The organism is Streptomyces griseus subsp. griseus, assembly GCF_000720255.1.
GTDB classification, from domain to species: domain Bacteria; phylum Actinomycetota; class Actinomycetes; order Streptomycetales; family Streptomycetaceae; genus Streptomyces; species Streptomyces griseus_I.
The window spans coordinates 17,696-33,035 of record NZ_JOJE01000046.1; the positions used below are offsets into that span (position 1 = coordinate 17,696).

Consider the following 15,340-nt stretch of genomic DNA (forward strand, 5'->3'; position numbering starts at 1 on the left):
AGGATGCGGCTACGCGGTCCGAGGAGGGAGCCACCGATGATTCTGCTCCGTCGCCTGCTGGGTGACGTGCTGCGTCGGCAGCGCCAGCGCCAGGGCCGTACTCTGCGCGAAGTCTCCTCGTCCGCCCGAGTCTCACTCGGCTATCTCTCCGAGGTGGAGCGGGGGCAGAAGGAGGCTTCCTCCGAGCTGCTCTCCGCCATCTGCGACGCGTTGGACGTACGGATGTCCGAGCTCATGCGGGAAGTGAGCGACGAACTCGCTCTCGCCGAGCTGGCTCAGTCTGCTGCAGCCACCGAGCCCGTACCCACGCCGGTTCGTCCGATGCTGGGTTCCGTGTCGGTGACCGGCGTGCCACCGGAAAGGGTGACCATCAAGGCACCCGCCGAAGCGGTGGACGTGGTCGCCGCGTGAGGTTCACGCACGTGCGTGTGTGAACCGACGTGTACGTATGAGGCCCCGGCCAGGGCTTCTCCGGGTGGTTCCCGGGGGAGTGCGGTCGGGGTTTTCGCGTTGCCGGGGTGGGGTGCGGCGGTCATCGTGGAGTGACGTGTGGGGGGCCGACCCACGGAGGCTGTGCATGTACGTCGTGAAGAGCCCGCTGCCGGAAGCCGCCCTGAAGACCGTGTCCGAGGCGCTGCAGGGCGCGCTCGTCGACCTGATCGATCTCTCGCTGGTCGCGAAGCAGGTCCACTGGAACGTCGTCGGACCCCGGTTCCGCTCCGTCCACCTCCAGCTCGACGAAGTCGTGGACAGCGCGCGTACGCACTCCGACACCGTGGCCGAGCGCGCTTCGGCGCTGGGCGTCCCGCCGGACGGTCGGGCCGCGACGGTCGCCTCGGGGAGCGGCATCGGCGCGGTGCCCGACGGGTGGGTGAAGGACACGGACGCGGTGGGGACGCTGGTGAAGGCGCTGGGGGCCGTGATCACCCGGATGCGGGCGCGGGTGGAGGCGACGGGGGAAGCGGATCCTGTCAGCCAGGACATCTTCATCGGGATCACCGCGGATCTGGAGAAGCATCACTGGATGTTCCAGGCGGAGAACGGGTGAGGGTGGGGGTGGGATCGGGCGGGGTGCCTCACCGTGCCGCTTGTGCGCCCTGTGCGGGTGCGGGGGCCTCGCTCTAGCGTCCGGCTGGAGGTGGCGGCCATGACGGGGCGGACAGGGCGTAGGGGCGCGAGTGGAGCGGATGAGTTGTGCCGGGCCCACGGGGGCTGGGGAGCACGGGGGGCCGGTCTGGGGCTCGGGGTTCTGTGGTGGTGGGCCGTGCTGCGCATCGCGCTGGTGCCGGACGCCGGGGTGCTGGAGGGGGCGGTGGCGGTCGGGGGGTGGGGGCTGAGTCTGTTGCCGGTGCACTGTGTGGCCAGGTCGCGGGCGGTCGGAGCGCTCGGGGCGGGGCGGTGGGTGGAGGCGTGGCGGGGGAGCGGGGGCGTCCGGGAGGGCGCTGAGGGGCGTATGGGGGGCGGTGAGGGGGCGCGCGGCGTCGATGGCGGGAGGGGGTGCGCCGAGAGCGTCACCAAGGCGCGCGGCGTCGATGGCGGGAGGGGGTGCGCCGAGAGCGTCACCAAGGCATCGCCACGCCGCCGTTGGGGCGGAGGATCTGGCCCGTCGTGAAGGAGGACGCGTCGGACGCGAGGTGCAGGACGGCGTGGGCGATGTCCTCCGGTTCGCCGACGCGGCCCAGCGGTGACATGCGGGACATGAGCGCCTCGGCGCGCGCCTGGGCCTCCCCGTCGTGGCGGTCGGTCATGGGGGTGCGGATCCAGCCCGGTGCTACCGCGTTGACACGGATGCCGTGCCGGCCCAGTTCCGTCGCGAGCGTCTTCGTCAACTGCACGACGGCCGCCTTCGCCGCGCCGTAGCAGAGCAGGCCGGGCCCTGCGGTGTCCACGGCGCCTGAGGCCATCGTGACGATGCTGCCCCGGATCCTTCCGGCGAGCATGAGGCGGGCCGCTGCCTGGCAGGCGTACAGCACGCCCTTGAAGTTGACGTTCAGCACCCGGTCGAGGTCCTCGTCACGGGTCTCCAGGACCGGGCTGCTGTGCATGATCCCGGCGATCGCGGCCATCACGTCCAGGCGCTCGCAGCTCGCGACGGCCCGGCCCACCTGGGCCCGGTCGGTGACGTCGAGGTGGTGGGTGTGGGCGGTGCCGCCCCGGTCCTTGATCAGGGTCGCCGTCTCGTGCAGACCTGGCGCGTCACGGTCGGCGCAGTGCACGTCGGCGCCCGCCTCCGCGAGCAGGACGGCACTGGCGCGGCCGATGCCGCTCGCGGCACCGGTGACGAACGCGGTGCGTCCGGTGAGGTCGTACGCCTTGACGGCCATGACACGACGGTACGAGCGTTTCTGACGGTCCGTCAATTGTGGTGTCGTTCAGCCGGTCGTGCGGGGGCGGAACCGCTGCGCCGCGGGGCTGCCCGGGGCCGGGGCCGGGCCCGTCTGGCAGGCCCAGCACCAGTACGTGGGGCGTTCGCGGGAGCCGTCGCCCTGGTCGGCCACCCGGATCGGCGTACGGCAGCGCAGGCAGGGGCGCCGCGCGCGTCCGTACACGAACAGGTCCTGTCCGCGCAGGCCCGTCGTGGCGCGGATCGGGCGGTCGCGGTTGGCCTCGAGGAGCTTCTTCGCGAGGGCGGGCAGCTTCGCCGTGCGGTCGGCGGGCAGGTCACCGACGGGCAGCCACGGGGTGGCGCCCAGCAGGAAGCAGAGTTCGCTCTTGTAGACGTTGCCGATGCCGGCGAGGTTGCGTTGGTCGAGCAGTGCCTCGCCGAGGGGGCGGGCGGGGTCCGTGAGGAGGTTGGCGAGGGCCAGCTCCGGGTTCCAGTCCGGGCCCAGCAGATCCGGGCCCAGGTGCCCGACCACCCGGTCCTCCTCGGTGGTGCGGAGCAGCTCAAGGACGGGGAGGCGGTAGCCGACGGCCGTGCGGTCGGTGTTGCCGAGGATCACCCGGATCTGGTGGCCCGGGCCGCCGCTCCAGCGCTGGTCGGCGGCGTACACCTTCCAGGAGCCGTCCATCCGCAGATGAGAGTGGAGCGTCAGGCCGCCCTCGATGCGGGTGAGGAGGTGCTTGCCGCGCGGTGTGACGTCCAGAACGGCGCGGCCGGTGAGGTCGGCGGTGGCGTACTTGGGCACCCGGAGGTCGGAGCGGGTCAGCACCTTGCCGGCCAGCGCGCCGTGCAGACGCTTGGCGGTCTGCCAGACCGTGTCTCCCTCGGGCATGGGTCAAGGGTGGCACGCGGGGGGGGCGTGGAGCTGGGGTCACGCCCGTAGGCGCAGTCCGCGGGGGGTCGCGATGAAGCCCGCTCCCTCCAGGAGGGTGCCGAGGGGGGAGGTCAGGGCCGAGGCGCCGTTGACGCGCTCCACGGTGACCGTGCCGAGGGAGCCCGCTCGTGCGGCCTCCGCGAGGGCCTCGGCGGCCGCCCGCAGGCGTGGGTCATCGGTGGCCGTGGCGTCTGGCTCGGCGGGCCAGGCCAGGAGCGTCTTGCCGCCGCGCTCCATGTAGAGGGCGAGTTCACCGTCGACGAGCACCACCAGGGAGCCCGCCTTGCGGCCGGCCTTGTGCCCGGCGCCGGTCGGCGGCTCGGGCCAGGCGAGGGCCGCGCCGTACGCGTTCGCAGGGTCGGCGGCGGCGAGGACCACGGCTCGGGACGCGGGGGTGGGGCGGGTGCGGTGCGGAGGGAAGGCGGGGGTGTACGGGGAGGCCTGCTGGGCGTGGTCGCGGGGCGAGATGTAGTCGCCCGGTGCGGGGCGGCCCTGGGGCCAAGGGCGGGCGCCCGGCACGGTGGGGACGTCCAGGAAGTCGCCGTCCAGGAAGGTGCCGTCGAGGCCGGGGAAGTCATCGGGGAAGGGCGCGCCGGAGCCGTCGGGGCTGCCGAAGCCGTCGGGATTGCCGAAGCCCTTGGTGTTGCCGAAGCCGTCGGGCGTGCCGTTTCCGAACGTGGCGGGTGGCGCGTCGCCCCGGTCGCGGGCGTTGGCGACCGCGCGGAGGCGGTCCACGGCGCCGTCCATCGCGAACTGTGCGGCGCCGAGCCCCTCCACCACGTAGCCGCGACGGGCCTGGCCGGTCTCCTCGAAGGCGGACAGGACGCGGTACGTCGCCGAGAACCCGCCCTCGACGCCCTCGGCGGAGACAGCTCCCCGGGTCACCACGCCATGACGGTCGAGGAGGGTGCGGGCCAGCGCGTGGGCCCGCACGGTGGGGTCCGGCTCGTGCGCCGGCAGCAGCGACCAGCGGCCGGCGACGGTGGGCGGGCCGCTGCGGGACGCGGGGCGGGCGGCGCCTGTCAGGGAGCCGTAACGGCCCCGCGGGACCGTGCGCTTGGCGCGGTGGGCCGTGGAACCCGCGGTGCGGCCCGAGCCCAGGAGGGAACGCATCGGCGCGAGAGTGTCGTTGGTGAGCCGGCCGGACCAGGCCAGATCCCAGAGCGCGTCCGTCAGTTGGGGATCCGTGACGTCGGGGTGGGTGGTGGCGCGGACTTGGTCGGCGATCTGACGGAAGAACAGGCCGTAGCCTCCGCCGAGGGCGTCCACGACGGACTGGTGCAGGGCCGTGAGCTCCAGGGGATGCGGGGGCGGCAGGAGCAGCGGGGCCGCGTCCGCCACGTACAGCGAGACCCAGCCGTCCTTGCCCGGGAGCGCGCCCGCCCCGGCCCACACCACCTCTCCGGCGGCGGTCAGCTCGTCGAGCATCGCCGGGGCGTAGTCCCGCACGCGGGACGGCAGGACGAGCTTCTCAAGGGCGGACGCGGGCACGGACGCGCCCTGCAACTGCTCGATGGCGCGGACCAGGCCGTCCACACCCCGCAGGGAGTGGCCCTTGCCGATGTGCTGCCACTGGGGGAGGAACTGGGCGAGCGCCGCCGGGGGCACCGGTTCCAGTTCGTGCCTGAGGGCGGCGAGGGAACGGCGGCGCAGTCGGCGCAGTACAGCCGCGTCACACCACTCCTGGCCGATCCCGGCCGGGTGGAACTCGCCCTGTACGACGCGACCGCTCGCCGCGAGCCGCTGCAGCGCGCCGTCGGTGACCGCGACCCCGAGACCGAAGCGGGCCGCCGCCGTGGCCGACGTGAACGGGCCGTGGGTGCGGGCGTAGCGTGCGAGGAGGTCGCCCAGCGGATCCTTGACCGGCTCGGTGAACGCCTCCGGGACGCCGACCGGCAGCGCGGTGCCGAGCGCGTCGCGCAGTCGGCCCGCGTCCTCGACCGCAGCCCAGTGGTCGGTGCCGGCGACGCGGACACGGATCGCACGACGGGCCCCGGCCAGCTCCTGCGCCCACTGCGGCTCGGCGCCCCGCTCGGCCAGTTCGGCGTCCGTGAGCGGGCCGAGGAGGCGCAGCAGGTCGGCGACGCCCTCGGCGTCCTTGACGCGGCGGTCCTCGGTGAGCCACTGCAGTTCCCGCTCCAACTCGGCCAGCACCTCGGCGTCGAGCAGCTCGCGCAGCTCCGCCTGGCCGAGCAGCTCGGCCAGCAGCCGGGAGTCCAGGGAGAGGGCGGCGGCGCGGCGCTCGGCGAGCGGTGAGTCTCCCTCGTAGAGGAACTGGGCGACGTAACCGAAGAGGAGGGAACGGGCGAAGGGCGAGGGCTCGGGGGTGGTGACCTCGACGAGGCGCACCTTGCGGGACTCCAGGTCGCCCATCAGCTCGACGAGCCCGGGCACGTCGAAGACGTCCTGGAGGCACTCGCGGACCGCTTCCAGGACGATCGGGAAGGAACCGAACTCGCTCGCCACCTGGAGCAGCTGGGCGGCCCGCTGGCGCTGCTGCCACAGCGGGGTGCGCTTGCCGGGGTTGCGGCGCGGCAGCAGCAGGGCGCGGGCCGCGCACTCGCGGAAGCGGGACGCGAACAGGGCCGAGCCGCCGACCTGGTCGGTGACGACCTGGTCGACCTCGCCCTTGTCGAAGACGACGTCCGCCGCGCCCACGGGGGCCTGGTCCGCGTCGTACTCCGTGCCGGCCCTGGCCGGCTCCCGGTCGAGCAGGTCCAGGCTCATCAGGTCCGCGTCGGGCAGGCGCAGGACGATGCCGTCGTCGGCGTGCATGACCTGGGCGTCCATGCCGTACCGCTCGGAGAGCTTGGCGCCGAGCGCGAGCGCCCACGGGGCGTGGACCTGGGCGCCGAAGGGCGAGTGCACCACGACCCGCCAGTCGCCGAGTTCGTCGCGGAACCGCTCCACCACGATCGTGCGGTCGTCCGGGACGTGGCCGCAGGCCTCCCGCTGCTCGTCCAGGTACGACAGCACGTTGTCCGCCGCCCAGGCGTCGAGTCCCGCGGTCAGCAGGCGCAGGCGGGCGTCCTCCTTGGTGAGCGATCCGACCTCACGCAGGAACGCGCCCACCGCGCGGCCCAGTTCGAGCGGGCGGCCCAGCTGGTCGCCCTTCCAGAAGGGGAGCCTGCCGGGGACACCGGGGGCGGGGGAGACCAGGACACGGTCGCGGGTGATGTCCTCGATGCGCCAGGAGCTGGTGCCGAGCGTGAAGACGTCCCCCACACGGGACTCGTAGACCATCTCCTCGTCGAGCTCGCCGACCCGGCCGCCGCCCTTCTTGGGGTCGGCGCCGGCGAGGAAGACCCCGAACAGGCCGCGGTCGGGGATCGTGCCGCCGGAGGTGACGGCGAGGCGCTGGGCGCCGGGGCGGCCGGTGATCGTGCCGGCCACACGGTCCCACACCACGCGCGGGCGCAGCTCCGCGAACGCGTCGGAGGGGTAGCGGCCGGCCAGCATGTCGAGGACGGCCGTGAAGGCGGATTCGGGGAGCGAGGCGAAGGGGGCCGCGCGGCGGACCGTGGTGAGCAGGTCGTCGAACTGCCAGGTGTCCAGGGCCGTCATGGCGACGAGCTGCTGTGCCAGTACGTCGAGGGGGTTGGCGGGGACCCTCAGGGACTCGATGGAGCCCGTGCGCATGCGTTCGGTGACGACGGCTGCCTGGACGAGGTCGCCCCGGTACTTGGGGAAGACCACGCCGGTGGAGACCGCGCCGACCTGGTGGCCCGCGCGGCCGACGCGCTGGAGGCCGGAGGCCACGGAGGGGGGTGACTCGACCTGGACGACGAGGTCCACCGCGCCCATGTCGATGCCGAGTTCGAGGCTGGAGGTGGCCACGACGGCGGGGAGACGGCCGGCTTTGAGGTCTTCCTCGACGAGGGCGCGCTGCTCCTTCGAGACCGAGCCGTGGTGGGCCCGCGCGATGACCTGCGGGGCGCCCTGGGCGGCGCCGGAGCCGCCCATGAGCTGGGCGGGGGCGTGGTGCTCGTCCAGGGGTTCGCCGGTGGCCCGCTCGTAGGCGATCTCGTTGAGGCGGTTGCACAGGCGTTCCGCGAGGCGGCGGGAGTTCGCGAAGACGATCGTGGAGCGGTGGGCCTGGACGAGGTCGGTGATGCGCTCCTCGACGTGCGGCCAGATCGAGGGGCGCTCGGCGCCGTCGGCGCCGTCCTTGGCGTCCGTGGCCGGGGAGCCGCCGAGTTCGCCCAGGTCCTCGACCGGGACGACGACCGAGAGGTCGAACTCCTTGCCCGATTTCGGCTGGACGATCTCCACCTTGCGGCGCGGGGAGAGATAGCGGGCGACCTCGTCGACGGGGCGCACGGTGGCGGAGAGGCCGATGCGGCGGGCCGGCTTCGGCAGGAGCTCGTCCAGGCGCTCCAGGGAGAGGGCGAGATGCGCGCCGCGCTTGGTCCCGGCCACGGCGTGGACCTCGTCGAGGATCACCGTCTCGATGCCGGTCAGCGCGTCGCGCGTGGCCGACGTCAGCATCAGGAACAGGGACTCGGGAGTGGTGATCAGGATGTCCGGCGGACGGGTGGACAGCGCGCGGCGCTCCGCTGCGGGGGTGTCGCCGGAGCGGATGCCGACCTTGACCTCGGGCTCGGGCAGACCCAGGCGGACGGACTCCTGGCGGATGCCGGTCAGGGGGCTGCGGAGGTTGCGCTCGACGTCCACGGCGAGGGCCTTGAGCGGGGAGACGTACAGGACGCGGCAGCGTTTCCTGGGGTCGGCGGGGGGTGGGGTGGAGGCGAGCTGGTCCAGCGCGGCGAGGAAGGCGGCGAGGGTCTTGCCGGAGCCGGTCGGGGCGACCACCAGCACGTCCGAGCCCTCGCCGATGGCCTGCCACGCACCTGCCTGGGCCGCGGTGGGCGCGGAGAAGGCGCCCGTGAACCAGCCGCGGGTCGCGGGGGAGAAGCCGTCCAGGGCTCGGTGTGCGGAGCTGACCATGCGTCCATCCTGCACCCGGGGACTGACAAACGGGGTGACCTGCGGGTTTGTGGGGTGCGGGTGAGGTGGGGTGCGGTGATGCGGGGTCGCTCGCTTTCGGTGCGTCGTGGGTCGGGGCCGCGGTGGTGCGTCGCAGCCCGCCGCGGGTCGCGCCCTTCTGCCTGTTGCCGCAGTGGGCGGCGTGGAGACCGGCTGAGCGGCGGGCTGCGACGCACCACCGCGGCCCGTTCCCGTGCGTCGGCGGTCGTCCCGCCGTTGCGGTGCGTCGGCGGCCGTCCCGCCATTGTGGTGCGGCTGATCGCCGCGGTGTGTCGGTCTCCGTGGCGGAGAATGGGGGTATGGCGAGGTCGGGTGAGCGGGCGCGGCACTGGCGGTACGAGGAGCTGCCGGGGGTTGATCTGTTGCGTGCCCGGTATGTGCGCAAGGCGTTCGTGCGGCATACGCACGAGAACTTCGTCATCGCGGCCATCGCCGAGGGGGTGGAGGTCTTCCACCATGGCGGGGGTGACCAGTACGCGGGGGCCGGGGCGCTCGCGTTGGTCAATCCGGACACGCCGCACACGGGGCGGGCGGGGGTGCCCGAGGGGTGGCGATACGGGGCTGTGTATCCGTCTCCCGACGTGGTGGCCGCGATCGCTGCCGAGACGACGTCCTTGCGCGGTGTTCCGGGGTTCGTCAGTCCCGTGCTCGACGATCCGTACAGCGCCGGTCTGGTGCACCAGGTGCTCCGGGCCACGGAGGAGGGGAACGCGTTGGCGGCGGACACGCTGTTGCGGGTCGCCGTGACGCGGCTGCTGCGGTTGAACGGGGGTGTACTGCCGCGGCGGGAGGTGCGGACGGCGGGGCAGCGGATCGCGGCACGGGCGCGCGGGGTGCTGGAGGAGCGGATGGCCGCTCCGCCGACCTTGGAGAGGCTCGCCGGGGAGCTGGGCACCAGCCCGTTCGCGCTGCTGCGGGCGTTTCGGGAGACGTACGGAATGCCGCCGCACGCATGGCTCACCAATGCGCGGGTGCGCCGGGCGAGGAGGTTGCTGGACGAGGGGGTGCTGCCCGCGGAGGCCGCCCTGGTGGTGGGGTTCACCGATCAGCCGCACCTCAATCGGCACTTCGCCCGCATCGTCGGGGTGCCACCGGGCGCTTACCAGCGGGAGCGCAAGAACGTACAAGACGTGCGGCGGAGGCCGGACCTACCGTCCGAGGCGTGGAAGAGCAGACAACTTTCGTGGACACGCGCGACGACAGCCGAGGGAGGCCGGACACCGCCGTCGTACGGGACGCCCTTGGGGTAGGGGTCGCCGTAGGACTGTCGGGGTTCGCCTTCGGGGTGACCTCGGCCGGCAGTGGGCTCACGATCTGGCAGACCTGTGCGCTCAGTCTTCTGGTGTTCACAGGGGCGTCCCAGTTCGCGCTCGTGGGGGCGCTGGCGGCGGGCGGCAATCCGCTCACGGCCGCCGCGGGGGCCTTCTTCCTGGGGGTGCGCAACGCGTTCTACGGGTTGCGGCTGTCGCAGTTGCTGGCCCTCCCGCGCGCGGTGCGTCCGTTCGCCGCGCAGTGGGTCATCGACGAGACGTCGGCCGTCGCGGTGGCGCAGCCCACGCGGCGGGCCGCACGGCTCGGCTTCGCCGTGACCGGGCTCAGCCTGTACGTGCTGTGGAACCTGACGACGCTGCTGGGGGCCCTGGGTGCCGAGGCCCTCGGGGACACCGACGCCTGGGGCCTCGACGCGGCCGGGCCCGCGGTGTTCCTGGCCCTGCTGGCGCCGATGCTGAAGACCGCCACGGAGCGGGCCGTCGCCGGGCTCGCGGTCCTTCTGGGGCTCGGCCTGCTGCCCGTGCTGCCCGCCGGTATGCCGGTTCTGGTGGCCGCTCTCGCGGCGCCGGTCGCCCTCTGGGTGGAAGGGCGCCGGCGGGAAGACCGGCTTGAGGAGGGAGATCGTTGAACGTCTGGATCGCGATCGGTGCGACTGCTCTCGGTTGCTACGCCGTCAAGCTCGTGGGACTTCTGGTCCCGGCGGGGGCGCTCGAGAAGCCTCTTGTGAAGCGGCTGGCCGCGCTGCTGCCGGTGGCGCTGCTCGCCGCCCTCACGGCCCAGCAGACGTTCGCCGAGGGGGGCACGCTGGTGCTGGACGCCAGGGCCGCGGGGATCGGCGCGGCCGCCGTCGCGCTGGTGCTGAGGGCACCGTTCCTGGTGGTCGTGGCGGCGGCCGTGGTGGTGACGGCGGGGGTGCGGGCCGTCGTGGGCGGCTGACGCGCCGGTCAGCCGATGGCGCGGCCGTAGGCCCTCAGGGTGCGCAACGCCTCGATCGTCACCATGGGGCGGGCCTCCAGGGCGGTGCCCGGGGCCCACTGGCGCCATCGGATCGGCCAGCCGCCGTCCTCCTGCTGCTCGCTCGCCAGGAAGTCCAGGGAGCGGGTGATCTCGTCGTCGGTGAACCACGCGCGCGCGAGGGAACGCGGTCTCCTGGCGTAGTCGTGCGGGAAGTGGTGCTCGCCGGGGGCGTATCCGGGCGCGACCGGGTAGGCGTCCAGGTCGTCGGGGTCCAGCGCAGCGAGCCGGTGTTCGCGTACCAGTCGGCCCAGGCGGTCGGCGGCGGCCTCCGCGCGGGAGCGGTCGGGGGCGGAGTCCAGGAAGGCCACGGCGGCCTCGATCTCGTACGGGTGGGACTGCTTCAGCGACTCGACCCGCTCCCAGCAGAAGTCCGTGGCCCGGAACAGCCACGCGTGCCACACCTCGTTGCGGTGCAGCAGACCCACCACCGGGCCGGTGGCGAGGAGTTCGCCGGGCGGCTCGTCCACGACCGGGATGAAGGGCGCCGCCGGGTAGCCGCGCTGGCTGGGATGGATCGCCGGCAGGGCGCCGTCCGTCGTGGAGACGGAGGTGAGATAGCGGCACACACGCTCCACGCGCTGTCCTCCGCAGCGTCCGACGGCGTCCAGGACGCGCAGGGCGTGAGCGGTGTGCAGCGGCTGGCTGACCGGGCCGCGCAGATCGGGCTCCAGCGCGTGGCCGTACCCGCCGTCGGCGTTGCGGTAGGCGTCCAGTGCCGTCTCCACCGGGTCGGCGGCGCCGTTGAGGAAGAGGTGGGCGAAGAGACGCTGCTCCAGCACGCGCGCGGTGAGCCAGACGAAGTGCTCGGCTCGGAAGAGCGGGGAGTGCGCCGAGGGCGCGGGAGGGAGTGGGGATGCTCCGGTTTCGGCCATGCGACAGACCGTAGGGCGGAAAGCGGTCTCGGTACGCCGTCCCGGCCAGGGCCCACTCGCAGGGGCGGGATACTGGTGTCATGCGGTTGACGGTCTTCTGGCAGCGGATGGCGGAACACTTCGGAACGGGGTACGCCGAGACCTTCGCTCGTGATCACGTGATGTCCGAGCTCGGCGGGCGCACGGTGCAGGAGGCGCTGGCGGTCGGCTGGGACGCGAAGGACGTGTGGCGTGTGGTCTGCACGGTGATGAACGTTCCGCAAGAGAAGCGCTGATCTGTCACGAAGATCGACCCAGGTCGGCCGATTGTCGGTGGCTTGGGTGAGACTTGGTGCGTGGCACCCACCGATGAGACCGGGCAGGTCTCCCAGCACGCATCCTCCTCCGGCACGACGCCGCCCGACCGGCCGCCCGCGGGCCACGGCGCCGCCGCGCCGGGCGCCGGCATGCCGCGCTGGCTGCCGCGCGCCATGGTGCTCGCGCTCGCGCTCATCGCCGCTTTCCAACTGGGCACTTGGGCCTTCCACCAGTTGATCGGGCTGCTGATCAACATCCTCATCGCGTTCTTCCTGGCCCTCGCCATAGAGCCCGCGGTGAGCAGGATGGCCGCTCACGGCATACGCCGGGGCTTCGCGACCTTCCTGGTCTTCCTGGGGCTGCTGATCGCCGTCGCCGGATTCGTCACCCTGCTCGGCTCGATGCTCGCCGGGCAGATCATCAAGTTGATCGAGGGTTTCCCGGAGTACCTCGACTCCGTCATCAACTGGGTCAACACGACGTTCCACACCGACCTCAGACGCGTGGACATCCAGGACAGCCTGGTGCACTCCGGCTGGCTGAGAAAGTACGTCCAGAACAGCGCCACCGGCGTCCTCGACGTCTCCGCACAGGTCCTGGGCGGCCTCTTCCAGCTGTTGACGATCGCGCTGTTCTCGTTCTACTTCGCCGCCGACGGACCACGGCTGCGGCGGACGCTGTGTTCCGTACTGCCGCCCAGCCGGCAGGCCGAGGTACTGCGCGCGTGGGAGATCGCCGTCGACAAGACCGGTGGCTATCTGTACTCACGCGGGCTGATGGCACTGATCTCGGGTGTCGCTCACTACATACTGCTGGAGGCGCTGGGCATCCCGTACGCGCCCGTGCTCGCCCTGTGGGTGGGCGTCGTCTCGCAGTTCATCCCCACCATCGGCACCTATCTCGCGGGCGCCCTGCCGATGCTGATCGCCTTCACGGTCAACCCCTGGTACGCGCTGTGGGTGCTGATCTTCGTCGTGGTCTACCAGCAGTTCGAGAATTACATGCTGCAGCCCAAGCTCACCTCGAAGACGGTCGACATCCACCCCGCCGTCGCCTTCGGTTCGGTCATCGTCGGAACCGCCCTGCTGGGCGCCGTCGGCGCGCTGATCGCCATCCCGGCGGTCGCCACGCTCCAGGCGTTCCTCGGGGTGTATGTGAAGCGGTACGACGTCACGGACGACCCCCGCGTGCACGGCCACCGCATCCGGGGAACCGGGAAGAACCTGCTCACGCGCGCGCGGCGGCTCTTCGAGAAGGGGCGGTCGGCGGGGTCGGAGGAGGACTCGTCCCGAGGGTGACCTCGTCGCGGACGCCGGCGCGCGTCCGCCCTCCTCAGCAGGTGCGTGCCTGCCCTCCTCAGAAGGTCAGGGTGGCCCATGCGCCGGCGGCGACGACCGCGGCCGAGTAGCAGAGGACCGCTCCGGTCAGGATCCGTCGCTGTACCGGCCCGCTCCAGGACGTCCGGGACAGCAGCCAGGCCAGCGCGGGCAGCACCAGCACGGCGTGCAGGCTCACGCCGTGCAGTGGCTTGAGCGGGGCCGTCGAGTGGTAGGCGGCCTCCTGGTGACCGGCACGGGTGAGCGCGACACCGCGCGCGATCATGGCGGCGCCCGAGGCGAGAGCCACCAACAGGATCGCGAACCCGGAACGCACCGCGAGTGCCATTCCGGCGGGGCCCGTGGGCCGGTGCCGGAACGACGCCACCGCGAACACGGTGAGCAGCACGACGAGGACACCGCCGCCCACCGCCAGGGTCATGGACACCGCGGTGTCGAAGGGCGTCTCCATGTCGAGGTGCGAGGGCACCCCGCGCCAGGCCTGGAGCGTGATGCCGCCGACCTCCACCACGCAGTCGGCGGCGAACACCGTGAGCAGTACGGTGCGCAGCCGCGGGGTGATCCGCAGATACGACGTGACCCAGGCGACCGCGAGGAGTGTCACCCCGAAGGAGAGCCCGAAGGTCACCGGCTTGCGCCACGAGACGGGCCCGCCCCACGGACCGTCGTCCACGGCGAACACCAGCAGATGGGCGAGGCCGGAGAGCACCAGGAGGAGGCCGGTCGCCCGGCAGAGGCGGTCCACGAGCGGAGGGCGGATCGTGTCGCGGCCCGGCTGGGCTGTCTCGACGTCCTTCACATCGTCCATGGAGCGAGCCTCGCGGGAACGGCCGTGCGCTGTCGTCGTCCGGTTGGAGGCGGGCGTCGTACGCCGGAGGAAGTAGGCCGAGTACCGCACCGCCAGGCCCGGTTGGGCCCGGTATCAGACTTTTTGTCGGGCCCCGAGCGTAGTCTCGGTTGTGCCGCGTGGTGCGCTTGACACAAAAATCGAACATCCATTCTTATGGAGGCTCCGGCGGGGCTCTCGCGGGGCGTTTCAACCCGGTTTCGTGGGTTTTGCACCCGAGTTGTCCACAGGCCGGACCTACGTCAGGACGCATTGTCAGTGGCAGGCGTTAGCGTCTTTGACGTGAAGCGATCGACTCAAGCAAATCGGGTGGAACCCATGGCAGGAACCGACCGCGAGAAGGCCCTGGATGCCGCGCTCGCACAGATTGAACGGCAATTCGGCAAGGGCGCGGTCATGCGCATGGGCGAGCGGCCGAACGAGCCCATCGAGGTCATCCCGACCGGGTCGACCGCGCTCGACGTGGCCCTCGGCGTCGGCGGCCTGCCGCGCGGCCGCGTCGTCGAGGTCTACGGCCCGGAGTCGTCCGGTAAGACGACCCTGACCCTGCACGCGGTGGCGAACGCCCAGAAGGCCGGCGGCCAGGTGGCCTTCGTGGACGCCGAGCACGCCCTCGACCCCGAGTACGCGAAGAAGCTCGGCGTCGACATCGACAACCTGATCCTCTCCCAGCCGGACAACGGCGAGCAGGCCCTGGAGATCGTGGACATGCTGGTCCGCTCCGGCGCCCTCGACCTCATCGTCATCGACTCCGTCGCCGCGCTCGTACCGCGTGCGGAGATCGAGGGCGAGATGGGCGACTCGCACGTGGGTCTGCAGGCCCGTCTGATGAGCCAGGCCCTGCGGAAGATCACCAGCGCGCTCAACCAGTCCAAGACCACGGCGATCTTCATCAACCAGCTCCGCGAGAAGATCGGCGTGATGTTCGGCTCCCCGGAGACCACGACCGGTGGCCGGGCGCTGAAGTTCTACGCCTCGGTGCGTATCGACATCCGCCGCATCGAGACCCTCAAGGACGGCACGGAGGCGGTCGGCAACCGCACCCGCTGCAAGGTCGTCAAGAACAAGGTCGCACCGCCCTTCAAGCAGGCCGAGTTCGACATCCTCTACGGCCAGGGCATCAGCCGCGAGGGCGGCCTGATCGACATGGGCGTGGAGCACGGCTTCGTCCGCAAGGCCGGCGCCTGGTACACGTACGAGGGCGACCAGCTCGGCCAGGGCAAGGAGAACGCGCGCAACTTCCTGAAGGACAACCCCGACCTGGCCAACGAGATCGAGAAGAAGATCAAGGAGAAGCTGGGCGTCGGCGTACGGCCGGCGGAGACGCCCGCCGAGCCGGGTGCGGACGCGGCGGTCGCCACGGCCGGTGCCGCGGACGAGGCCGCGAAGGCCGTGCCCGCCACCGCGGCGGCCAAGGCGGCCAAGACCAAGGCCGCTGCTGCCAAGAGCTGATCC

The 15,340-nt window shown here is 72.3% G+C and carries 13 protein-coding genes; 8 read left to right on the forward strand and 5 right to left on the reverse strand.

The genetic code is table 11. The annotated features are described in order from the left end of the window. Window positions 1-36 precede the first annotated feature (36 nt). Complete coding sequence (locus tag IG99_RS37210; RefSeq protein WP_030178264.1) at window positions 37-411, forward strand: helix-turn-helix domain-containing protein; 375 nt, start codon at window positions 37-39, stop codon at window positions 409-411. 166 nt (window positions 412-577) lie between these two features. Continuing rightward, window positions 578-1,048 (forward strand): Dps family protein, encoded by a 471-nt coding sequence (locus IG99_RS37215; RefSeq protein WP_037682258.1) that lies wholly within the window; start codon window positions 578-580, stop codon window positions 1,046-1,048. A gap of 511 nt (window positions 1,049-1,559) precedes the next feature. Here the strand turns inward: IG99_RS37215 and IG99_RS37220 are convergent. The 3 genes from IG99_RS37220 to IG99_RS37230 are packed head-to-tail and all read right to left on the reverse strand — an operon-like array spanning window position 1,560 to window position 8,204. After that, window positions 1,560-2,324: an SDR family NAD(P)-dependent oxidoreductase gene (locus IG99_RS37220; RefSeq protein ID WP_037682262.1), complete on the reverse strand. Its 765-nt coding sequence runs from the start codon at window positions 2,322-2,324 to the stop codon at window positions 1,560-1,562. Window positions 2,325-2,372: 48 nt separating this feature from the next. Beyond that, complete coding sequence (locus IG99_RS37225; protein ID WP_037682264.1) at window positions 2,373-3,215, reverse strand: Fpg/Nei family DNA glycosylase; 843 nt, start codon at window positions 3,213-3,215, stop codon at window positions 2,373-2,375. 39 nt (window positions 3,216-3,254) lie between these two features. Beyond that, window positions 3,255-8,204, reverse strand: coding sequence for an ATP-dependent helicase (locus tag IG99_RS37230; RefSeq protein ID WP_037682266.1), 4,950 nt, complete (start codon window positions 8,202-8,204; stop codon window positions 3,255-3,257). A 338-nt stretch (window positions 8,205-8,542) separates the two neighbouring features. Between IG99_RS37230 and IG99_RS37235 the strand changes: the two genes are divergently transcribed. From IG99_RS37235 to IG99_RS37245, 3 genes are read left to right on the forward strand one after another with little or no spacing between them, the layout of a single operon-like run. Continuing rightward, window positions 8,543-9,493 (forward strand): AraC family transcriptional regulator, encoded by a 951-nt coding sequence (locus IG99_RS37235; protein WP_037682268.1) that lies wholly within the window; start codon window positions 8,543-8,545, stop codon window positions 9,491-9,493. Continuing rightward, on the forward strand, window positions 9,406-10,143 hold the full coding sequence (locus IG99_RS37240; RefSeq protein ID WP_051866368.1) for an AzlC family ABC transporter permease: 738 nt from the start codon (window positions 9,406-9,408) through the stop codon (window positions 10,141-10,143). Before IG99_RS37235 ends, IG99_RS37240 begins: the two co-directional genes overlap by 88 nt. After that, window positions 10,140-10,451 (forward strand): AzlD domain-containing protein, encoded by a 312-nt coding sequence (locus IG99_RS37245; RefSeq protein ID WP_037682271.1) that lies wholly within the window; start codon window positions 10,140-10,142, stop codon window positions 10,449-10,451. Before IG99_RS37240 ends, IG99_RS37245 begins: the two co-directional genes overlap by 4 nt. Window positions 10,452-10,459: 8 nt before the next feature. Here IG99_RS37245 and IG99_RS37250 read toward each other — a convergent pair whose 3' ends face one another. Next, complete coding sequence (locus tag IG99_RS37250; protein WP_037682273.1) at window positions 10,460-11,404, reverse strand: hypothetical protein; 945 nt, start codon at window positions 11,402-11,404, stop codon at window positions 10,460-10,462. An 80-nt stretch (window positions 11,405-11,484) separates the two neighbouring features. On the opposite strand from IG99_RS37250, the gene IG99_RS37255 reads away from it, so the two are divergent. After that, window positions 11,485-11,679, forward strand: coding sequence for a DUF3046 domain-containing protein (locus tag IG99_RS37255; RefSeq protein WP_037682274.1), 195 nt, complete (start codon window positions 11,485-11,487; stop codon window positions 11,677-11,679). A 60-nt stretch (window positions 11,680-11,739) separates the two neighbouring features. Next, window positions 11,740-12,999 (forward strand): AI-2E family transporter, encoded by a 1,260-nt coding sequence (locus IG99_RS37260; protein WP_078948140.1) that lies wholly within the window; start codon window positions 11,740-11,742, stop codon window positions 12,997-12,999. Between the two features lie 58 nt (window positions 13,000-13,057). Here IG99_RS37260 and IG99_RS37265 read toward each other — a convergent pair whose 3' ends face one another. Then, the gene (locus IG99_RS37265; protein WP_234312085.1) at window positions 13,058-13,846 is read right to left on the reverse strand and encodes a hypothetical protein; all 789 of its coding nucleotides are present in this window, start codon (window positions 13,844-13,846) and stop codon (window positions 13,058-13,060) included. Between the two features lie 357 nt (window positions 13,847-14,203). Between IG99_RS37265 and recA the strand changes: the two genes are divergently transcribed. Further along, window positions 14,204-15,337 (forward strand): recombinase RecA, encoded by a 1,134-nt coding sequence (gene recA, locus IG99_RS37270; RefSeq protein WP_037682275.1) that lies wholly within the window; start codon window positions 14,204-14,206, stop codon window positions 15,335-15,337. Window positions 15,338-15,340 lie beyond the last annotated feature (3 nt).